Below are 21,244 nucleotides of genomic sequence, written 5' to 3' on the forward strand. Positions count from 1 at the left end.
CAAGGCCATGCTCAGAAAGATCGGCGAGCGAACCGTCTCTGGCCTGTGGGACCTCATCGGCAGGCTCGTCGACATCTTCCAGCCCCGCGAATGCGCCAACTACTTCAGCTCTTGCAGATATGACCCGGACTGATCGGAAAATGCTCTAGCGCGGCCAAAAATAAAAGCGGGTGCAGGGGCTCAACTCCTGCCCGCCGGAGGCCCGCTTTTTCTTCAAACCGGCAGCGCGGCCGTGACCTCGATCTCGATCTTCATCGCCGGGTCGAGCAGATCGGCGAAGATCACCGTGCTGGCCGGCGGGTGAGCGCCAAAGGCGGCACGCAGTTGCGGCCAGCAGGGTTCGAAATCAGCGCGGTCGGCCAGATAATAGGTCACGCGCACGACATGGGCGAAATCCGTACCCGCCGTTGCCAGTGCGCGGCCGATGATGGTGAGCGCGTTGGCGCACTGGCTTTCAACGTCGGCGGGCAGTTCGCCGGTATCGGGATTACGGCCCACCGTGCCGGAAACGAACACAAACGGCGGCGCGACGACGGCGCGGCAATAGCCGACCAGCGCCTCCCATGGCGCGCCACTGGAAATCCGTGTGATGGTCATGTCAGTTGCGGGAACGACCACCGCCGCCGCCGCGCACATTGGCCAAGCTGGAACCGGAAACACCGGCATCGCCCAGGGCGGTGATGGCGCTGGCCACGTCCACGGCCTGCACGGCGCGGGTGGGTTGCTCGACAGCGCCGTCCATGGCGACGACATCGCCGGCAAGGCTGTCCATCACGGCATCGGGCAGATCATCGGGCTCGGCAAAGCGGCTGGCCACGGTGAAGGGGAGCCCGCGCTGGCGCGATTCCAGCACATCGAAGCCGATGTTGAGCAGTTCCTGCATATTGTTGTCACGCCCCAGCCGGCTGGGGCCGCCCAGCACCACGGCGATCAGGCGGCGTTCCCCGCGCACGGCGGAAGCCGCCAGGGTGAAGCCGGCGGCTTTGGTGAAACCGGTCTTGATGCCGTCAACGCCGGGCATGGTGCGCAGCAGATTGTTGTGATTGGCGACGGCCATGCCGCGATATTGGTAATGCGCCTTGGAGAAGAGCGGATACTGGGTGGGAAAATCGCGCAGCATGGCGCGCGACAGCACGGCGATATCGCGCGCCGTGGTGGTGTGATCGGCGTGGGGCAGGCCCGATGCGTTGTAGAAACGCGTATTCATCATGCCGAGCCGGCGGGCCGTCGCCGTCATCCGCTCGGCAAAAGCGGCTTCGCTGCCGCTGATATGTTCGGCCAGCGCCACGGAAATATCATTGGCGCTCTTGGTAGCGATCACGCCGAAGGCATCGCGCACGCTGATCGTAGCGCCAACGCGCAGGCCCAGTTTCGACGGCGCCTGGCCCCAGGCGCGGCGGGAAATGCGGATTTCATCGTCAAGGCGCAGCCGGCCGGCGGCCACTTCCTCGAACGCGACATAGAGCGTCATCACCTTGGTGATGGAGGCCGGATAGCGGATTTCGTCGGAACGGCGGGCATACAGAACTTCGCCGGTGCTGTTGTCGATCAGGATGGCGGCATAGCGCGGCGCAGAATAAAGGCTGGCTGCAAAGGCAGATGGCGCCGCAAGCGCCAAAAGAGTCAGAAGTGTTCGTGCCAGAGCCTTGATCAGCAAAGCGAAGTTTCCTCTCCTGCCCAGAAATCAAGATTAACCTGATTGGCACAGGCAAGGGAAGGGGCGAATGACGGTGGCGCAGCGACGCAGCCCCGGCCTGTCTCCCGATTGCAACAGATGGGCGCTGCCCTTGCCCTTTGGTGCTGCCCGTGCGATGCGCCGCGCGCCCTAACGTTGCCGGCGACACAGTTGATGAACGCACCATTTTCCCTGTCGAAGAACCCGGTCAGGAACCGCCGCACCTTTGCGATCATTTCGCACCCGGATGCCGGCAAGACCACGCTGACCGAGAAATTGCTGCTGTTCGGCGGCGCCATCCATGCCGCCGGCGAAGTGCGCGCCCGCGGCCAGAACCGCCGGGCGCGGTCGGACTGGATGAAGATCGAGCAGGCGCGCGGCATCTCCGTCACCTCCAGCGTGATGACGTTCGAGCGGGGTGGCGTCACCTTCAACCTGCTCGACACGCCAGGCCACGAGGATTTTTCCGAAGACACGTATCGCACGCTCACCGCCGTCGACAGCGCGGTGATGGTGATCGATGCCGCCAAGGGCATCGAAGCGCAGACGCGCAAATTGTTCGAGGTCTGCCGCCTGCGCGACGTGCCGATCATAACCTTCATCAACAAGGTGGACCGCGAAGGCCGCGACCCGTTCGATCTGCTCGATGAAGTGGCTGACATGCTGGCGCTGGACGTGGCGCCGATGAACTGGCCGGCCGGCATGGGCGGTGAGTTCGAGGGCATTTACGATATGAAGCGCCGCCGCTTCCACAAACCAGACGGCACCGCCACCGGGCTTGCCGGCGACGTGGTGCAGGTGGATGGCCTGGATGACCCGCGCATCGACGAACTGGCTGGGCCGATGGCCGGCCGCCTGCGCGAACAGGCCGAGCTGGCCGAGGGCGGCTATTCTGATCTCGATATCGAGAAATATCGCGCCGGCGCGCTCACCCCGTTGATCTTCGGTTCGGCGCTGAAGGATTTCGGCGTGGTTGATCTGATCGACGCGATTGCCGCCATGGCACCAAGCCCGCGCCCGCAACCGGCGCTGCCGGCGGCGGTGGACCCGGATGGCACCCAGGTTTCCGGTTTCGTGTTCAAGGTGCAGGCCAACATGAATCCGCAGCACCGCGACCGCATCGCCTTCCTGCGGCTGGCCAGCGGCCGCTTCCGGCGCGGCATGAAGCTGAAGCAGATGGCCACCGGCAAGATGATCGCCATCAACTCGCCGATCTTCTTTTTCGCGCAGGACCGCGAGATTGCCGATGAGGCTTACCCCGGCGACATCATCGGCATCCCCAACCACGGCGTGCTGCGGGTGGGCGACAGCCTGGTGGAGAAGGATGATGTCACCTTCACCGGTATCCCCAATTTCGCCCCGGAAATCCTGCGCCGCGTGCGGCTGGATGATCCGACCAAATCGAAACAGCTGAAAACCGCGCTCACCGACATGGCTGAAGAGGGCGTGACGCAATTGTTCAAGCCAGCGATCGGCAGCCAGTGGATTGTCGGCGTGGTTGGCCAACTGCAGCTGGAAGTGCTGATTTCGCGCCTCGACGCCGAGTATCGGGTGGCGGCCAGTTTCGAGCCCAGCCCGTACGAAACCGCGCGCTGGATTTCTGGCACGCCTGCGGCCATGAAGGCATTCGTGGATGAACATCGCAGCGCCATGGCCGACGATCGCGACGGCGCCCCGGTGTTCCTGGCGCGGGACAATTGGGAATTGAACTTCGTGACCGGCCGCTTTCGTGACATCAAATTCTCCGCCACGCGGGAACGCGCCTGATGGCCGGCATTGCCGTCCGTATTGGTACACTGTGGGGGCAGGTGCGCCCGTATCGCTGGTGGATCGCGGGCGGCATCGTTGGCCTGTTCGCGCTGCTGTTTACCTGGCTGGTCGTCACCGCACCGCTGCGCCGGGCGCTGGAGCCGGCCAAGCAGCCCAGCCTGATCATCACCGACATGAACGGCAAACCGATCGCGCGGCGCGGCGATTACAAGGAAGAGCCGGTGAAGATCGCGCTGCTGCCCGCGCACGTGCCGGCGGCCTTTATCGCCATCGAGGATCGCCGTTTCAAGGACCATATGGGCATTGATCCCATCGGCATTTTCCGGGCGCTGGTCACCAACGCGCAGGCAGGCGGCGTGCGCCAGGGCGGATCGACACTCACCCAGCAATTGGCGAAAACCAGCTTCCTGTCGTCGGAACGGTCGATCAAGCGCAAGCTGCAGGAGATCATCATCGCGCTGTATCTAGAGGCGCGGCTGAGCAAGGACGAGATCCTGCAGAATTATCTCAGCTCGGTCTATTTCGGTGACGGCGCGTACGGCATCCGCGCGGCGGCACGCACCTATTTCGACAAGGCACCCGAACAGCTGACGCTGGGTGAAGCGGCCTTGCTGGCGGGCCTGGTGCAGGCGCCGTCGCGGCTTGCGCCATCGCGCCACCTCAAACAGGCCAACGAACGCGCCGCGCAGGTGCTGGAGGCGATGGTGGATACCGGTGCGATCACCGCGGCGCAGGCCAAGGCGGCGCGCCCGGCCACCTACCGCCCCGGCCGCAAGAACCTGCCCACCGGCAGCTATTTTGCCGATTGGGTGCTGCCGCAGGCGCGCGAAGCGACCGAGGCCGATTATGGCGAAATTGTCGTCAAGACGACGCTCGATCCCAAGTTGCAGAAGTTCGCCGAGGATATCATCAAAGACGGGCTGGCGCGGGCCGGCGGTCTGAATGTGAGCCAGGCGGCGCTGGTCGCCATGCGGCTGGATGGCCGCGTGGTCGCAATGGTCGGCGGCACCGATTACAAAGCCAGCAGCTTCAACCGCGCAACCCAGGCGCAGCGCCAGCCGGGTTCCTCGTTCAAGCTGTTTGTCTATCTGGCGGCGCTGGAAGCCGGCAAGAAGCCGGGCGACACCATTGTCGATGAACCCATCGAACTGTGCGAACCGGGCCAGCAGCCGGGCGAATGCTATGCGCCCAAGAACGATGATCTGCGCTTCCGTGGCACCATCAGCCTTGCCACCGCCTTTGCCGCCAGTTCCAACATTGCCGCGGTAAAGCTGGCGCAGGAGGTGGGCGTTTCTGCCGTGGCCAAGCAGGTGAAGAAACTGGGCATCGAAGGCGGCGTGAGCATCTATCCGGCGATGGCGCTGGGCACGACCCCGATCCCGCTGATCGACCTGACGCGCGCCTTTGCCGCCGTGGCGCTGGGCAAGACGCCGGTGAAGGCCACCGGCCTGTGGCGCGCTGACCCCTGGCCGGAGAAAGTGACGCCGCCGGAAGAGACCAAGGCCAGCTGGCCGGTGCGCGCCGACATGATGCAGCTGCTCTCATCGGTGGTGCGCAACGGCACCGGCAATGCGGCGCGCCTGCCGATGCCGGCCTGGGGCAAGACCGGCACCACGCAGAATCACCGCGATGCGCTGTTCATCGGCTTTGCCGGCGATCTGGTCGTCGGCATCTGGGTGGGCAATGACGACAATTCACCGATGGCGGCCAGCATCGTGGGTGGCGGGCTGCCGGCGCGGATGTGGAAAGGCTTTATGCAACGCGCACTGCAAGCCGAAGGCCGGCTCGAGGTGGAGGCGGAAGTCGCCCCTGTGGAAGTCGATATGGAGGCGCTGGCCGCCGACATGGCAGGCATGACCGTCGATCTGAACGGGGAACCCAACAACCCGCCAGCGATCATCGACATTCCTGACGAGAGCGTGACCGCGCCGCCACCGCCGCCGGAACCGCCGCAGGGCGCGCCTCAATCCTTGTAAAGTTTGTCCAAGCGTTCGCCATAAACCTGTTTCAGCACATGGCGCCGGATCTTGAGTGAGGGGGTCAGCTGCTGATTGTCGGTGCTGAACGCCTCATCGGCGATGATCACGCGGCGCACCTTCTCGATCACGCTCAACTTCTGGTTCACCCGGTCCACCGCGGCCTGCAGGGTGCGGACATATTCCGGCTCGTCCTTCAATTTGTGCAGATCGGCCGGCAACCCCTTGTCGCGGGCAAAGGCCAGCGCCCATTCGGCTTCCGGCACCACCACGCCCACCAGATAGGGCCGGCGGTCACCATAGACCATGGCCTGGGCGATCTCGTCCTGCAGGGTGAGCATGCCTTCGACGCGCTGCGGAGCGACGTTGTCGCCCTTGTCGTTGACGAGGATGTCCTTCTTGCGATCGGTGATCACCAGATGGCCATCCTTGTCGAGATGGCCCATGTCGCCAGTGTAGAGCCAGCCGTCCTTCAGCGCTTTGTGGCTCTCGGCGTCGTTCATCCAGTAACCGTCCATCACCAGTTCGCCGCGCACGAGGATCTCGCCATCGCTGGCGATCTTCACCTCGACCTGGTCGAGCGGCGGGCCGACCGTGTGCATCTTCAACTTGGCGCGCGGGCGGTTGCAGCTGACGACCGGGCCGGATTCGGTCTGGCCATAGCCTTGCAGGATCGGGATGCCGATGGCGGTGAAAAAGATGCCGACTTCCGGATTCAGCGGGGCACCGCCGGCCACCATCGCCCGCAGCTGGCCACCGAATTTGGCGCGGATGGATTTGCGGATGGTGCGTTCCAATGCTTGATCGATCAGCTTTTCGGCGAGGTTCAGGCTTTCGCCACGGGCTTCCTTGCGGGCGATCGCCAGCGCCTGATTGAGCAGGGTGATCGCCAGCCCGCCCTGCTTCTCGATCTGCTTGGCGATGCGCATGCGCAGCACTTCAAACAGGCGCGGCACCACCACCATGAAGGTGGGTCGCACTTCCTCGATGTTGCTCGCCAGCTTCTCCAGCCCTTCGGCATAGGCGATCTGGCCGCCCATCCCGATCGGCATATATTGCCCGGCGGTGTGTTCGTAACTGTGGCTGAGCGGCAGGAACGACAGGAACAACTCGCCGGGCACGTCGCCGGGGAAGAAATCCTGTTCGATCACCGTGATGGCGCCGGCAATGTTGCGCATGATCGCGCCATGATGCTGGCGCACGCCGCGCGGCAGACCGCCGGTGCCGCTGGTGTAGATGATGCAGGCCAGATCCTCCCGCTTCATGGTGGCGCGCGCCTTGAGGGCAGCGCGGTCTTCGTCCAGCATGGGTGCGCGGCCCGCGATCAATTTGCTCCAGTCGTGGATGGCCAGGCCCTGCACGTCTTGCACCGGTTCCAGCGCAATGATGGTGCGGCAATTGTCGGTGGCCATGGCAGCAGGCAGCAGCGCCTTGGCCAGCTTCGGGCCCGATACCAGCGCCGTTTTTGCGCCGCTGTTGGTCAGGATATGGGTGTGATCGGCTTCAGTGTTGGTGATGTAGGCCGGCACGGTGATGGCGCCAGCGGCCATCACGGCGAGATCGGCCAGGCACCATTCCGGGCGGTTTTCCGAAACCAGCACCACCCGGTCACCCCGGCTGATGCCGGCAGCGATCAGTGCGGCCGACAGGCTGGCGACGATATCGCGGGCTTCGCCCCAACTGATCGTGCGCCACTCGCCGCCAACCTTGGCGACCAGGAAGGGCGCGGCCGGTTGTTCATCGGCCCGATCAAGAAAGAGCGTGACCAGATTGGGCGCGGCATCGATGCGCGCGGCAATGGCGGCAGGCCGCAACGGAGGCAATTTCGGTAACATCGTCCTCTCCCAAAGACTTGTCTGTGAGGCGTTGGCCGCCCGCTGTTCTTGTCGTCAATAACCGGCCGGCCGGCCTTCGCCACGGGCATCAGCACCGCCGCGCCAGCCACCCGCAACGCGTTGCACCCCGTTCAACTTCAACGGAAGCGCGGTCGCCACTGGCTTGTGGCCTATGGCAGTGAAGGCCGGAATCATGGTTTCGAGCATGGTGCCCTTCTCCACCGCAAAGCGGTCACCGATGGCGATCAGCTGTGGCAGCGCGATGGCCTCTTCCACCGGTAGCCCCCAATCCAGCACGCCGATGATGGCCTTCGTTACCTGCGCAATGATGGTCACGCCGCCGGCCGCACCGATGGCCAGGATCGGTTTTCCGCTCGCATCGTAAACGATGGTGGGCGACATCGCCGAGCGCGGACGCTTGCCGGGCTGCACATGGTTGGCGGTGAGCTTGCCCTGGTCTTCCGGGGCGAAATTGAAATCGGTCAGTTCGTTGTTGAGCACGAAGCCTTCGGCCACCAGGCCGGAACCGAACGTCTTTTCTACCGTGGACGTCCACGTGGTGATGTTGCCGGCGCTGTCGGCCACGGCGAAATTGGTGGTACCGGCCACCTCATTGTCGGCCGCGTTCACCCGCGCGGTCGGCGCGCCGGCCGGCATCCCGGCTTCGGCCTTGGCCATGCGGTCACCCGCATTGATCAGGGCGGAACGCGCGCCAAGATAAGCCGGATCGGCCAGGCCCTTGGTCGGCACCGCCACGAAGCCCGGATCGCCAATCCACTTTTCGCGGTCGGCATAGGCGAGACGCTGGCTCTCGCCGAACAGGTGCCAGGAAACCGGGTTATCCTTGCCCAGCCCCGTCATGTCGAAGCGTTCCAGCTGCTTGAGCATGGCCAGCACGCCGGTGCCGCCGGAGGATGGCGGGCCCATGCCGCAGATCTTGTATTGGCGGTAGGTTCCGCACACCGGCGCGCGCACTTCGGCCTTATAGGCAGCGAGATCCGCCAGGGTCAGAGCGGTCGGGTTGGCGTCGGCGGTGCTCACCGTCTTCACGATGCTGGCGGCAATCGGGCCCTTGTAGAACGCGTCCGCGCCCTTGGCTGCGATCAGCCGGAGCGTGGCGGCGAGCTTGTCGTTGCGGAAGGTGGTGCCGGCTTTCAGCGGGGCGCCGTCCTTGTCGTAATAAAGCGCGCGGCCTTCCGGCCCGGCCTGTTTCAGACTGTCCTGCCCAAAGGCGATGAAGCGCGCCATGGTGGGCGAGATGGTGAAGCCTTCGGCCAGCTTGATTGCGGGTTCAAACAGCGTGGCCCAGGGCAGCTTGCCCCATTTCTTGTGGGCTTCGGCAGCGAGCGCGACGTTGCCCGGCACGCCCACACTGCGCCCGCCGGTGGCGGCCTGCATGAACGGCATCGGCTTGCCATCGGGCCCCAGGAACTGGCCCGGGCTGGCCACGCCGGGCGCCTTCTCGCGGCCATCGATGCTGCCCACCGGGCCGTTCGCCGGCTGATAGACGATGAAGCCGCCGCCGCCGATGCCGGAGCTTTGCGGCTCCACAACGGTAAGCGACAGCATGGTGGCAATGGCCGCATCGGCAGCGCTGCCTCCGCGCTTCAGGATGCTCAGCCCGGCTTCGCTGGCCAGCGGGTGCGCGGCCGACACCACAGCCTTGAACGGGCCGGCGCCAGCACTGCTGGCGGCCTGTATGGGCCCGCTGTCTGCATCCTTCGGGATGGGCTGGGCCACGGCCGCAGTGGCGAGGAAGGAAGCGGCGATAAAGAGTGTGATTTTCATGGGACGGGCACCTTAGGCTGATTTGCGCGTCTGAAAAGTGGCTAAACTTGTGGGGCGCCCACTGCGGCGCCCACGCCGGCAAAGCCATCGCGGCGCAGCAACGCGGCCAGTTCCGCCTTGATGCGGCCCACCAGCCCCGGCCCGTGGTAGACCAGCGCCGAATAAAGCTGCACGGCGCTTGCCCCGGCGCGGATGCGGTCATAGGCGTCTTGCCCGCTGGCGATGCCGCCCACCGCGATCAGCGGCAGCGCGCCGCCGGTTTCGGCGCGGAAGCGCTTGAGGGCCGTCAGCGCCAGTGGCTTCAGCGGCTTCCCCGAAAGGCCGCCCGTTTCGCCGGCATGGCGGCTGGCCAGCGGCGGTCGCGATACGGTGGTGTTGGACACGATCAGCCCATCCACGCCGCCATCGATGCAGGCGCGCACGATCTTGGCCCAATCATCGTCACCCTGATCAGGCGCGACCTTCACGAATACGGGCACATCCAACGTCCCGCGTGCTGCCATCACCCGCGCAATCAGATCGGCCAGCGCCGCGCCATCCTGCAACGCCCTCAGGCCCGGCGTGTTCGGCGAAGAGATGTTGACCGTCACGTACGACGCCAGCGGTGCCAGCGCGCGCAGGGCGACGACATAATCATCGGTACGGTCTTCGCTGTCCTTGTTGGCGCCGAGGTTGATGCCCACCACGCCTGGCCGGCCGGCGCGCGCCGTCAGCCGAGCATGGGCGAACTCCACGCCCTTTGAATTGAAGCCGAAGCGGTTGATCACCGCCTCATCTTCCACCAGCCGGAACAGCCGCGGCTTGGCATTTCCCGGCTGTGGCCGCGGGCAGACGCTGCCGCATTCGACAAAGCCAAAGCCCAGCTTGAGCATCGCATCGGGCACTTCGGCATCCTTGTCGAAGCCGGCGGCGAGGCCAATCGGATTGGGCAGGGCGAGGCCGGCAAGCGTGGTCGCAAGGATCGGATCATCGGCGCGCGCGGCCGGCACCAGGCCCGTCTTCAGCGCGGCCAGCGTCAGATTGTGCGCGGCTTCCGGATCAAGCGCGAACAGCAGGGGTTTGAGAGCGGCAAACATCGGCCACCGCCATGGCAGGGCGGCGGATGGGGTTCAATCCCCCTCATCGTCCCGCCCAACCATGTCCAGCGCCCGCGCCCGGCGCTGGTGCAGCCCGCACCAGTGCAGCAACGCCTCCTCGCGGCCATGGGTGACCCACACTTCGGCCGGGTTCAAATCGGTGATGGTGGCGGTCAGCTCGTCCCAATCAGCGTGATCGGAAATCACCAACGGCAGCTCGATACCGCTCTGCACCGCGCGCTGGCGCACACGCATCCAGCCGGAGGCCATGGCGGTGATCGGATCGGGCAGGCGGCGGCTCCACACGTCGCGCAGGGCCGATGGCGGGGCGATTATGATGGCGCCCTTCAGCGCATCGCCTTTCAATGTGCCTACGGGGCGCAGATCACCGAGCGCCACGCCGTGCGCTTCGTAAAGCGCGCAAAGGGCCGTCATCGCGCCGTGCAGATAGATGGGTGCGTCATGGCCGGCGCGGCGCAGTTCGGCGATCACCCGCTGCGCCTTGCCCAGCGCATAGGCGCCCACTGCCACACAGCGATCAGAACTGGCGGCGAGCGCGGTCAGCAGCTTGGCCACTTCGCCGGCCGTGTCGGGATGGCGGAACACCGGTAGACCGAAGGTGGCTTCGGTAATGAAGATATCGCAGGCCAGCGGTTCGAACGCGACGCAAGTCGGATCGGCGCGCCGCTTGTAGTCGCCCGATACGATGATGCGGGTGCCGGCCTTTTCCAGCACCACCTGCGCCGAACCCAGCACATGGCCGGCCGGCAGCAGCATCAGCGACAGCCCGTCGCCCATCGCCAGCCGCTCGCCATAGGCCAAAGCCTGCCCAGCCGGCTGTGGGCCAAAGCGTTGGTGCATGATCGCCAACGTTTCAGCCGTGGCGAGCACCGTGCCGTGGCCAGCGCGGGCGTGATCGGCGTGGCCGTGGGTGATGATGGCGCGGGCTTGCGGGCGTGATGGGTCCACCCAGGCATCGATGCCGGGCAGATAGAGGCCTTCAGGCCGGGGCGTGATCCAGTCAGGTGCCATGCGGCCCACGATGCCGGCTTGCGTTTGCCCTGTCACCCTTGCCATGGGTCGCAGCCGTGGAACTGCCGAACATCATCAACAGCTGGTTTGCTGCGCGCAGCTGGCAGGCGCGTGCGCATCAGCTGGCGATGCTCGATGCGGCAGCACGCGGCCGGCATGCGTTGCTGACGGCGCCGACCGGGGCGGGCAAGACATTGGCGGGGTTTCTTCCGACACTGGCTGATCTGGCCACCAATCCCGCCGAGGGCCTGCACACGCTCTACATCTCCCCCTTGAAGGCGCTGGCGGTGGATGTGCAGCGCAATCTGCTGAACCCGATTGCCGAGATGGGCCTGGATATCAAAGTGGAGACCCGCACCGGCGACACGCCGGCAGCGCGTAAGGCGCGGCAGAAGGAGGTGCCCCCGCACATCCTGCTGACGACGCCGGAAAGCCTCGCCAATCTGCTCTCCAACCCTGAAGCCGCTGCGATGATGGCCGGCGTGAAGCGTGTCATCATCGATGAAATCCACGCCTTTGGCACCACCAAGCGCGGCGACCAGCTGATGCTGTGTCTCGCCCGCCTGCAACGCCTCGCGCCAAGCCTGCAGCGTGTCGGCCTTTCGGCCACCATCGCCGATCCGGAAAGCTGGGCCGGCTGGCTGGCGCCCGATGCAGACTCCACGCAGGTGGAGATCGTGGTGGCGCAAGGCGGTGCTGATCCCGCCATCGACATTCTCGTCATCGATGATCGCATCCCCTGGGGTGGCCACAATGGCCGCTGGGCGGCGCGCGCTGTTATGCGCCGGATCGAAAGCGCAAGGCTGGCCATCGTGTTCGTCAACACCCGCGCCGTGGCCGAACTGGTGTTTCGCGATCTGTGGGCGGAGAATGATAACGCCCTCCCCATCGGCATCCACCACGGTAGCCTGGCGCCGGAAGCCCGCCGCAAGGTGGAGGCAGCGATGGCGGCCGGCAAGTTGCGCGCCATCGTGGCGACCGCCAGCCTCGATCTTGGGCTCGATTGGGGTGACGTTGATCTGGTCATCCAGATGGGCGCGCCCAAGGGCGCCTCGCGCCTTCTGCAACGCACCGGCAGAGCCAATCACCGCATGGATGAAGCCAGCCGCTGCTTGATCGTGCCGGGCAACCGCTTTGAATATCTGGAGGCACTTGCCGCGCGCGATGCCGTGCGGGCCGGCGAACTTGATCCCGATGGCTTCCGTCCCGGCGCGCTCGATGTGCTGGCGCAGCATGTCGTTGGCTGTGCGGCCGCTGGGCCGTTCTTCCCCCATGAACTGTACGACGAAGTGAAAAGCGCCGCGCCCTATGCCGGTGTGACCCGCGACAGCTTCGATGCCGTGCTCGGCTATGCCGCGACCGGCGGTTACGCGCTGAAAGCCTATGAACGCTACCAGCGGCTGGTGACGATGCCCGATGGCCGGCTGCGGCTGCGCTCGGCGGCGTTGGCCCGGCAGTGGCGGATGAACAGCGGCACCATCGTTGAAGCCGTTGCCATGAATGTCGTGTTTGGCAGCGGCAAATCCAGCCGCCATGGCCGCAAGCTGGGCCAGGTCGAGGAGTATTTCGCCGGCCAGTTGCGCGTGGGAGACAGTTTCATGTTCGCCGGGCAAACGCTTGAGGTCACCGGTTTCGACGGCGCGGATATCCATGTCCGCATGGGCCGCGGCAGCCCGAAAGTGCCTGTCTATGCCGGCGGGCGCATGCCGATGACGACGCGGCTGGCGGCGCGCGTGCGCGGCCTGATGAATGACCGCGCGCGCTGGCCGGGGATGCCCGACGATGTGCGAGAATGGTTGGCGATCCAGGCCCGTGTGTCGCGGGTGCCCGGCGAGGACGACGTGTTGGTGGAGACGTTCCAGCGCGATGATCGCTGGTACATGGTGGTTTATGGCTTTGCCGGCCACCCAGCGCACCAAACGCTGGGGATGCTGGTGACGCAACGCATGGAACGCGCCGGGTTGAAGCCGATGGGTTTCGTCGCCAGCGATTACGCCATGGCCTGCTGGAGCCTCGATCCGGTCGATGACCCGCGCCCCCTGTTCGATCCGACCGTTCTGGAGGATGAACTGCCGCAATGGCTCGCCGCCTCGCCTTTCCTGCGCCGGGCCTTTCGCGAAGTTGCCATCATCGGCGGCCTGATCGAGCGGGTACAGCCTGGCGTGCACAAGAGCGGCAAGGCGATGAGCGTGTCGTCCGACCTGATCTATGACGTGCTGCGCCGCCACGAACCGGACCACCTGCTGCTCACCGCAGCCTGGACCGATGCGCGCGGCAAGCTCACCGATATCGCCCGGCTGGCCGCCCTGCTCGAACAGGCGCATGCGCGGCTGAGCCACGTGAGGGCCGCGCATGTGACGCCGCTGGCAGTGCCGTCGCTGCTCACCATCGGGCGCGAGCGGGTGGGCGACAGTGCTGACAGCGCGCTGCTGCTGGAAGCCGAAGCGCTGATCGCCGAAGCGATGCGGGTGGATTGACCTGCAGGGCAGCGCGGCTCTAACGCAGCACCATGTCTGTTTCCTTTTCGTTCGCTGGTGAAGATCTCCAGCCGCTGCCCTGCGGCGCGCTGTGGTGGCCGGCGGAATCGTCCTTGTTCGTGGCTGACCTGCACTTCGAAAAGGCCAGCCATTTCGCGGCAAAGGGCTGGCTGCTGCCGCCGCACGCAACGGCTGAAACGCTGACCAACTTGATCGGCGCGGTCGAAACCACGGGGGCACAGCGGCTGGTCTGCCTGGGCGATTCGTTCCACGATCAAGCCGGCCCCGATCGATTGTCGGACGAAACCCGCCGTGCGCTGATGACGATGACGCGAAGTCTCGATTGGTGGTGGGTCACCGGCAATCACGATGAAGATGCCGCCGCCGTGCTGGGCGGCCGGGTGATGGTGGAAGGCCGCATCGGCCCGATGGTGCTGCGCCACGAAGCCGATCCAGCTGACAATACGCCCGAACTCTCCGGCCATTTTCACCCTAAGCTGGTGATCCGCCACCGTGGCCGCCACATCTCCCGGCGTTGCTTCGCGCACGGCCCGACAAAGCTGATCCTGCCGGCCTATGGCGCCTTCACCGGCGGGCTGGACCTGGCCGATCCCGCCCTGCAGGCGGCGCTGGCAGGCCCGGCCACGGCGCTTGTGGTGGAGGGCGGCCGGCTGTTGCGCTTTCCGGTAGGTTGACGGCAGCGCCGGGTGGGAGGACGCTCTCGCCCATGAGCAGCGATTTCGATCTCGTCATCCGCAATGGCCACATCGTCGATGGCAGCGGCGCTGCCGGATACGAAGGCGATGTCGCGGTCAAGGATGGCCGCATTGCCTCCGTTGGCCACGTGAGCGGGCGTGGGGCGGAGGAAATCGACGCCAAGGGCCTGCTTGTCACCCCCGGTTTCGTCGATGTGCACACCCATTATGACGGGCAGGCGACCTGGGATCAGCGGCTGCAGCCGTCATCCTGGCACGGCGTTACCACGGTGATTGCCGGCAATTGCGGCGTGGGCTTCGCGCCGTGCCGGGTTGAAGATCATGACCGGCTGATCCGGCTGATGGAAGGCGTGGAGGATCTGCCCTTCCCGGTGCTGAAGGATGGCTTGCCGTGGAACTGGCAGAGCTTCCCCGAGTATCTCGACAGCCTGGCTGGCCGCGCCTTTGACATGGATATCGGCCTGCAACTGCCGCACGCGGCGCTGCGCGTGTTCGTGATGGGCGAACGTGGCGCCAATCGCGAAGTCGCCAGTGCGGACGAGATCGCGCAGATGGCGGCGCTGGCCGAAACGGCGATGCACGCCGGCGCGATGGGCTTTTCCACTTCGCGCACCCTCAATCACCGCACGTCCGATGGCCAGCCGACCCCAACGCTGACGGCGGCTGAGGACGAATTGATGGGCATCGCGCTGGCGCTGGGCCGGGCCGGGAAAGGCGTGCTGCAGTTCGTTTCCGATTTTGCTGATCCGGTGGCGGAATTCGCCATGATGCGCCGGCTGTGCGAGGCCTCGGGCCGGCCGCTCAGTTTTTCCCTCGCACAATCGCCGGTCGCGCCGCTGGGCTGGCGCAAGTTGCTCGACATGCTGGAACAGGCCACAGCCGCGGGGCTGCCGATGAAGGCGCAGGTGGCGGCGCGGCCCGTCGGTGTGCTGCTCGGCCTTGATCTCACCCTCAATCCGTTCAGCCTGCATCCGGATTGGCCCAAGAGCGCCGCCCTTGACGAGCAGCGCCGTCTGCTTGCCGACCCGGACTTTGTTGCCCGCCTGATCGCCAACCCGCCGCCGGCCGGCAATGCGCGCGGCACGGCGCTGCTGCACCGCTGGGGCGACATGTATCAGCTGGGTGATCCGCCCAATTATAAACCGCTGCCCGAAACCAGCCTGGCCGCCGAAGCGATGCGGCGCGGCGTGGCCTATGAAGTGGTGGCGGCGGAATGGCTGTGTGCGGGCATGATCTATGTGCCGTTCCTGAATTTTGCCGATGGCGATCTCAACGCGGTTGGCGCGATGCTGGCCCATCCTGACACTATCCCCGGCCTGTCCGATGGCGGCGCGCATGTCGGCATGATCTGCGACGGCAGTTTCCCGACAACGCTAATCACCCACTGGGCGCGCGATCGCAGCCATGGCCGGCTACCGCTGGAATTTCTGATCAAGCGCCAGGCGCACGACACGGCGCGGGCGCTGGGCCTCACTGATCGCGGCCTGTTGCGGCCCGGTTTGCGGGCGGATGTGAACCTCATCGACCTTGATCATCTTGCCCTGTTGCCGCCGGATGTGGCGCATGATCTGCCCGCCGGGGGGCGCCGCCTGGTGCAGCGTGCCCGCGGGATCCGGGCGACGCTGGTGGCGGGCCAGATCACCTACCGCGAAGGCGAAGCCACCGGCGCGCTGCCCGGCCGGCTGCTGCGCGGCGGCACAAGTGACTGAAAGGCCGCGACTCGGCACGTCCAACACGCCATTCATCGAAGTTTCGCTTGACCGGCCGTCTCTGTTGGCAATGGATGATTGCCACACATAGAGGTCAATATGTCGATCAAACCCGTTAAAACCGCCGTTTTCCCGGTGGGCGGCCAGGGTACTCGCTTCCTGCCGGCCACCAAGGCCATGCCCAAGGAAATGCTCCCCGTCGTGGACAAGCCACTGCTGCAATATGCGGTGGACGAAGCGCTGGCCGCCGGCATCGAGCGGCTGGTGTTCGTGACGGCCCGCGGCAAGGGTGCGCTGGAGGATTATTTCGATGTCGCCCGCGAGCTGGTCGACAGCCTGAAGACCAAGGGCAAGACCTCGGAACTCGCCGTGCTGGAAGCCACCCAGATCGAGCCGGGTCGCATGGTCTATGTGCGCCAGCAGGATCCGGCCGGGCTGGGCCATGCCGTTTGGTGCGCGCGCCACGTGGTGGGGCGTGAAGCCTTTGCCGTGCTGCTGCCCGACGAACTCCTGTGGAACCCCGCCAACCCGGCGCTGAAGGAAATGCACGACGCCTACCAGCGGTTGGGCGGCAACATCATCTCTGTGCTGGAAGTGCCGGACGAGCATACGCATCGTTACGGCATCGTTTCGCCCGGCGCTGTCGATGGCCTGATCACCGAAGTGACGGGCCTGGTGGAAAAGCCGAAGCAGGGCACGGCCCCATCGCGGCTGGCCGCCATCGGCCGTTACATCTTGCAGCCCGAGGTGATGGACGTGCTGGCGTTGGGCAAGCGCGGCGCCGGCAACGAGATTCAGCTCACCGATGCCATGGCGGAAATGATTGGCCAGCAGCCGTTTCACTCCCTCACCTTCACCGGCACCCGCTTTGATTGCGGCGACAAGGCCGGGCATGTGACGGCCAACATTGCGCTGGCGCTGGAGCGCGAGGATGTTGGCCCGGCTGTGCGCGAATGGCTGCGCGGCCAGCAGTTTTGAACAATCAGGGCAGGGCAACCACCCGCAACGCCCGAATTTGCCGCACGGAACGGGCAGCGCGCACTTCACCGGGCACCACGAGGCGCAGCGGGCCATCGGCTGCGCTCAGCGCCTTGCCATCGCAGGCGTTTGCCACCAGCACCTTGTGGTTGCCCAACTTGGGATCAAGTTCGGCCAAGCTGAAGGCAACGCGATAGCCATCGGAAGCTTCGGCGACGATTATCGTCGTCTGCGCCGGGCCGCCCAGCGCTTCGCCCGCGGGCAGGCCGGCAGCGACGGCCAGATCGGTCAACCAGACGCCGGTGCAGGCGTGGGTCTGCCCGTGCGCTGTCAGGGTCGCGCTCGCTGCCGGCAGCTTGGCCAGCGTCGCAGCGTCCACGGGCAGGCTGGTGGGCAAAGCGGCGCTTGCGGAGAGCAGGGCAAGGGCGGCAGCGATCATTCAATGTCTTTCGGCTGTGACGGTTACGCCACGATAGCGCCGCCTGTGGCATCCGCAACATTGACGGCCGGCGGATTCGCGATAGGGGACGGCGGATGACCAACGCTGATGCCCCGTTCGATCCCCGCCTGCTGCGCGATGCCTTTGGCTGCTTCGCCACCGGCGTCACCGTGATCACCAGCCAATCATTGTCGGGCGAACGGGTGGGGCTGACGGCCAACAGCTTCACTTCGCTCAGCCTTGATCCGCCGCTGTTGCTGTTCTGCCCGGCCAATGGCGCTTCGGCACTGCCGGTGCTGCGCGAATCGGGTCGTTTTGCCATCAATATCCTTGATCTGGATGGCCAGGCCGTTGCCGATCGCTTCACCAAGAAGGGCATCGACCGCTTTGCCGAACATGACTGGCAGGATTGGGATGGCGTGCCGGTGGTGGCCAGCGCCAAGGCTGCCTTTGCCTGCACGCTGCACGCTGATCATGATGGCGGCGATCACCGCATCATCGTCGGCCGGGTGACGCGGCTGGCGCTCGATCAGGGCCGCGAGCCTTTGCTCTATCTGCACGGCCGCTATCGCCGGGTGCATGTTGGCTGATCCGTCGGCCTCGAACCCAAACCGGGACGCGGCCGAAACGGCTGCCTTGGCCAAGGGCGGTCGCACCAGCTTCTTCGGTTATGTGCTGCGGCTGGCGGCGCGCTTTCCGTTCCTGTTCATTGCCGGCCGGCTCTATGGCGCCGAAGCGCTCGGCCGCTTTGCCTATGCCACCATGGTGGTGGAACTGGTGGCGATGCTGGCCACGCTCGGCCTCAAGCGCGGCCTTGCCGAAGACATGGCGCGCCGCCCGCAGGATGAAGCAGCCGCTCTGATTGATGCGTTGCTGGCGGCGCTGGTCGCGTCGCTGGCCGGGGCAGCGGTGCTGGTGCTGCTGCCCGAACTGGTGTTTCCGGCCACACGGCTGGCGCCGCTTGATCGGTGGTTCGCATTGATTATCCCGTTCATTGCGTTGGCCGATGTGGCGTTGGCCGGGCTGGCTTTCCACCATGATGTTGGCGCGCAGGTGCGGGCCCGTTCGATCATTGAACCCTGGGTATTGTCGATTGCTGCGCTGGCGCTGGCGTTCACCGCCTTGAAAAGCGACGGCATGCTGATCGCTTATCTGCTGTCGATGGTGGCGGCGTTTTTCGCGGCACTGTCGCCGGCGCTGCGCCGCTTTGGCTGGCCGGGCGGTTGGCGGCTGGATGTGGATCGTATCTGGCGACTGGTGAAAACCAATGTGCCACTGGCCGGCGCCGATATCGCCGAATGGGGCGCGCGCCGGCTGGACATCTTCATCCTTGGCCGTTTTGCCTCGGCGGAGATCGTCGGCATCTATTATGTGGCGCAGCAGATCGCCTCGCTGCCGCAGCGGTTGAAATCCAGCTTCGATCCCATTTTGGGCCCGGTGCTCACTCGCAACCTTGCTGCCGGCAATCTGGCCAAGGCGGCCGGGCATGTGCGCCAGATCAGTTTCTGGGTGGCAGCTGCGCAGCTCGCTGCGGTGCTGGCGCTGGGTATTCCCGGACAGGCTGCGATGGGCCTGTTTGGCCCGGCCTTTGCCGCCGGCGTGACGGTGCTGGCCGTGCTGTTGACGGTGGAATTGTTCGCGGCGCAGGCGGCGGTGGCGGAAGGCGCTTTGATCTATGTGGCGCGTAATGCCAATCTGATGTGGTCTGTCATCGGGCTGGCGGTGCAGGCCGGGCTGTCGCTGCTGTTGGTGCCGATGGCGGGCCCACTGGGTGGCGGCGTGGGGGCGGCGCTGGCGCTTGCCATTGCCGCGTTGCTGCAATCGGTGGCCAAATCCCGGCTGTTGCAGGCGCGGCTGGGTCATGCCGTGTCTGGCTGGCGGCCATCATTGTTGTTGGCGGGCATCCCGGCCTTTGGCGTGGGCCTGCTGGCGCTGCGCACGCCGGAACCCATTCAGCTGTCGATCGGGTTTTTCGCGATTCTGGGCAGCTATGGCCTGATCATCTGGCGCTTCGGCTTCAAGGGCGCCGATCGCCTGCTGTTCGCGCGCGGCCTGAAGAAGATCGAAGATGAAGCCGCCAGCTTGCCGCTGCCTCTGCCGGTGGACAAGCTTTAACCGGGCAGCTTCACCCAACTGGCCAATGCCGGATCGACATCGGCCGAGGTGACCGGCCCTTCCCCGATGATCTGCACGATCACCGTTTCGTCGCTGTTGGAGCCATCCCAGTGCACGCCGCCGGCCGGGTGGAACATGTAACTGCCGGCAGTGAGCACCTGCGCCTTGTCGGGCGCGAAATCCGGCCCGGTACCGGCAACCCAGCGGCCCTGCAGCACCGTCACATGGCGATCACGGCTGTGATGGTGCGGCCGGTCCATCACGTGCGGCGGGAATTTCACCCGGATCACATAGGTGCCGGGCTGCGACGGGTTGCCGGCGATCAGGGCGCTCTGCGCACCCAGGCCGTTCGGTATCGGCTGCCACTGCACGGCTTTGGCCTGAACAGTGCGGAATTCCGCCGGCTGAGCGGCAGCGGCACCGGCAAACGCCAACGTCATGAAAAACGGGCGCATATGCTTCCCTTCACATGCCCGGCGGTGGGCTGCCAAAGGCGTTGCCGTCGATCGCGGCGCCCGGCGTTCCGGCCACCACGCTGGTGTAAAGATCAGCGCCCAGCGGCGTCGCCGCGATGGCAAAGCCCAGCGCCAGCGCGATTGGCCCGGCCGCCAGCCCGATGGTCCAGGCCGGATGCCAGCCTTCGCCGGCCCGCCATTCGCGCGGGGCCAGATAGATCGGGAACAACATGCCGGGGAGGGAGGTGATCTCCATCGCCCACGGGATCAGGAAGGGTGACGGCATCAGCCGGCCGAACGCCGGGCCCATGATGGTGGCCAGCGCACACAGGTGCAGACGGCGGTGCCAGCCGGTGTCGCGGCGCTTGGCAATGGCGCTCAGCGCCAGCCCGGCAAAGGCCGCCAGCGTGAGCGGGTTCTGCATCATGAAATATTGCGGCCGGAAGAAGAACGGGGTGCGCCCGGCCTGCGCCACGGCGATGGTGATCGCCACACCGGCAAAGACCATGGCGATGATCCACATCAGCCCCAGCCAGCCCAGGCGGCGATGCCATTCCAGCCGGCCGCTGGCGGCCAGCCCGGCCTGCAGCAACGACAGGGCAACCCAGCCAAAGAAGATGATGCCGTGGATATGCCAGATGGCCGGCATGGCGAAGGTGGAGCGACCCATCGCCAGGTGCATGGAAAAGGCCGCCGCAAAGATCAGCGCCATCACGCCGGTGATGCGCGCCTGCGTGCCCAGCTAGTCCTGTGTGGGTGTGGCCCGTGTCGCCATGCTGGTTCCTCCCCCGATGACCGCGGACAATTTTAATCCTTGGCAGGCGCGGCGTCCATCTTTTCGCCAGCTAGGCGCAGGCGCGGCGCTGGGCCAGCCTGCGGGCAACAACCAAAGTGGAGACCAAGCATGATCGGTGTGATCGCAACCATGAAGATCCAGGACGGCAAGGCAGAGGATTTCGAAGCGGTGTTCCGCACCCTGTCGGCGGCCGTGCGCGCCAATGAACCGGGCAATCTCTGCTATCAGCTCACCCGCTCGAATACGGATCCGACCACCTACAAGGTACTGGAAGTCTATGCTGATGCCGAGGCCCTGAAGGCCCACGGCGCCAGCGACCATTTCAAGGCTGCCGGCCCAGGGCTCGGTGCCTGCCTCGCTGGCAAGCCCGAGGTCGAATATCTGGATGGGGTGGCCTGAGCCACCCC

Annotated in this window: 18 protein-coding genes and 1 pseudogene; 10 read left to right on the top strand and 9 right to left on the bottom strand. The window is 65.8% G+C overall.

All coding sequences use genetic code 11. The features are described 5' to 3' along the window. Positions 1-133 (top strand): annotated as a pseudogene (locus tag Q7O19_RS07250) (IS630 family transposase); the annotation flags it as partial. 80 nt (positions 134-213) lie between these two features. On the opposite strand, the gene Q7O19_RS07255 reads toward Q7O19_RS07250, so the two are convergent. Continuing rightward, positions 214-597, bottom strand: coding sequence for a RidA family protein (locus Q7O19_RS07255; protein ID WP_303809574.1), 384 nt, complete (start codon positions 595-597; stop codon positions 214-216). 1 nt (position 598) lies between these two features. Further along, the gene (locus Q7O19_RS07260) at positions 599-1,657 is read right to left on the bottom strand and encodes a D-alanyl-D-alanine carboxypeptidase family protein (protein ID WP_303809575.1); all 1,059 of its coding nucleotides are present in this window, start codon (positions 1,655-1,657) and stop codon (positions 599-601) included. A 192-nt stretch (positions 1,658-1,849) separates the two neighbouring features. Between Q7O19_RS07260 and Q7O19_RS07265 the strand changes: the two genes are divergently transcribed. Together Q7O19_RS07265 and Q7O19_RS07270 are read left to right on the top strand one after the other, a co-directional pair. Continuing rightward, positions 1,850-3,442, top strand: a complete 1,593-nt coding sequence (locus Q7O19_RS07265) for a peptide chain release factor 3 (RefSeq protein ID WP_303809577.1) — start codon at positions 1,850-1,852, stop codon at positions 3,440-3,442. Further along, positions 3,442-5,421, top strand: coding sequence for a transglycosylase domain-containing protein (locus tag Q7O19_RS07270; protein ID WP_303809578.1), 1,980 nt, complete (start codon positions 3,442-3,444; stop codon positions 5,419-5,421). The genes Q7O19_RS07265 and Q7O19_RS07270 overlap by 1 nt, the downstream gene beginning before the upstream one ends. Here the strand turns inward: Q7O19_RS07270 and Q7O19_RS07275 are convergent. Genes Q7O19_RS07275 through Q7O19_RS07290 form a run of 4 tightly spaced genes read right to left on the bottom strand, consistent with a single transcriptional unit; the run spans position 5,409 to position 11,152 of the window. Further along, the gene (locus tag Q7O19_RS07275; RefSeq protein ID WP_303809580.1) at positions 5,409-7,256 is read right to left on the bottom strand and encodes a long-chain fatty acid--CoA ligase; all 1,848 of its coding nucleotides are present in this window, start codon (positions 7,254-7,256) and stop codon (positions 5,409-5,411) included. The genes Q7O19_RS07270 and Q7O19_RS07275 overlap by 13 nt on opposite strands. Before the next feature lie 54 nt (positions 7,257-7,310). Beyond that, positions 7,311-9,044: a gamma-glutamyltransferase gene (gene ggt, locus Q7O19_RS07280; protein ID WP_303809583.1), complete on the bottom strand. Its 1,734-nt coding sequence runs from the start codon at positions 9,042-9,044 to the stop codon at positions 7,311-7,313. Between the two features lie 41 nt (positions 9,045-9,085). Then, positions 9,086-10,120 (bottom strand): quinone-dependent dihydroorotate dehydrogenase, encoded by a 1,035-nt coding sequence (locus tag Q7O19_RS07285; protein ID WP_303809585.1) that lies wholly within the window; start codon positions 10,118-10,120, stop codon positions 9,086-9,088. 33 nt (positions 10,121-10,153) lie between these two features. Continuing rightward, a complete protein-coding gene (locus tag Q7O19_RS07290) occupies positions 10,154-11,152 on the bottom strand; it encodes a ligase-associated DNA damage response exonuclease (RefSeq protein ID WP_303809587.1) in 999 nt (332 codons plus the stop codon). Positions 11,153-11,208: 56 nt separating this feature from the next. On the opposite strand from Q7O19_RS07290, the gene Q7O19_RS07295 reads away from it, so the two are divergent. From Q7O19_RS07295 to Q7O19_RS07310, 4 genes are all read left to right on the top strand, one after another. Next, positions 11,209-13,629 (top strand): ligase-associated DNA damage response DEXH box helicase, encoded by a 2,421-nt coding sequence (locus Q7O19_RS07295; protein WP_303809589.1) that lies wholly within the window; start codon positions 11,209-11,211, stop codon positions 13,627-13,629. 32 nt (positions 13,630-13,661) lie between these two features. Further along, positions 13,662-14,324, top strand: coding sequence for a ligase-associated DNA damage response endonuclease PdeM (gene pdeM, locus Q7O19_RS07300; RefSeq protein WP_303809591.1), 663 nt, complete (start codon positions 13,662-13,664; stop codon positions 14,322-14,324). A 32-nt stretch (positions 14,325-14,356) separates the two neighbouring features. Next, positions 14,357-16,054 carry an amidohydrolase family protein gene (locus Q7O19_RS07305; RefSeq protein WP_303809593.1) on the top strand — a complete coding sequence of 566 codons (1,698 nt, stop codon included), beginning with the start codon at positions 14,357-14,359 and terminating at the stop codon, positions 16,052-16,054. 99 nt (positions 16,055-16,153) lie between these two features. After that, positions 16,154-17,032, top strand: a complete 879-nt coding sequence (locus Q7O19_RS07310; protein ID WP_303809595.1) for a UTP--glucose-1-phosphate uridylyltransferase — start codon at positions 16,154-16,156, stop codon at positions 17,030-17,032. A 4-nt stretch (positions 17,033-17,036) separates the two neighbouring features. Here Q7O19_RS07310 and Q7O19_RS07315 read toward each other — a convergent pair whose 3' ends face one another. Next, complete coding sequence (locus Q7O19_RS07315) at positions 17,037-17,471, bottom strand: molybdopterin-dependent oxidoreductase (protein WP_303809597.1); 435 nt, start codon at positions 17,469-17,471, stop codon at positions 17,037-17,039. A 95-nt stretch (positions 17,472-17,566) separates the two neighbouring features. Between Q7O19_RS07315 and Q7O19_RS07320 the strand changes: the two genes are divergently transcribed. After that, on the top strand, positions 17,567-18,061 hold the full coding sequence (locus tag Q7O19_RS07320) for a flavin reductase family protein (protein WP_303809598.1): 495 nt from the start codon (positions 17,567-17,569) through the stop codon (positions 18,059-18,061). Then, on the top strand, positions 18,051-19,586 hold the full coding sequence (locus tag Q7O19_RS07325; RefSeq protein ID WP_303809600.1) for a lipopolysaccharide biosynthesis protein: 1,536 nt from the start codon (positions 18,051-18,053) through the stop codon (positions 19,584-19,586). The genes Q7O19_RS07320 and Q7O19_RS07325 overlap by 11 nt, the downstream gene beginning before the upstream one ends. Here Q7O19_RS07325 and Q7O19_RS07330 read toward each other — a convergent pair. Both Q7O19_RS07330 and Q7O19_RS07335 read right to left on the bottom strand, forming a co-directional pair. Next, positions 19,583-20,041, bottom strand: a complete 459-nt coding sequence (locus Q7O19_RS07330) for a cupin domain-containing protein (RefSeq protein ID WP_303809601.1) — start codon at positions 20,039-20,041, stop codon at positions 19,583-19,585. The two genes, Q7O19_RS07325 and Q7O19_RS07330, sit on opposite strands and share 4 nt — an antisense overlap. A 10-nt stretch (positions 20,042-20,051) precedes the next feature. Continuing rightward, a complete protein-coding gene (locus Q7O19_RS07335; RefSeq protein WP_303809603.1) occupies positions 20,052-20,756 on the bottom strand; it encodes a hypothetical protein in 705 nt (234 codons plus the stop codon). A gap of 189 nt (positions 20,757-20,945) precedes the next feature. Here Q7O19_RS07335 and Q7O19_RS07340 point away from each other — a divergent pair, with 189 nt between their 5' ends. Next, a complete protein-coding gene (locus Q7O19_RS07340) occupies positions 20,946-21,236 on the top strand; it encodes a putative quinol monooxygenase (RefSeq protein WP_303809605.1) in 291 nt (96 codons plus the stop codon). Positions 21,237-21,244 lie beyond the last annotated feature (8 nt).

The sequence above is a fragment of the Sandarakinorhabdus limnophila DSM 17366 genome (genome assembly GCF_945882885.1).
Lineage (GTDB): Bacteria > Pseudomonadota > Alphaproteobacteria > Sphingomonadales > Sphingomonadaceae > Sandarakinorhabdus > Sandarakinorhabdus limnophila_A.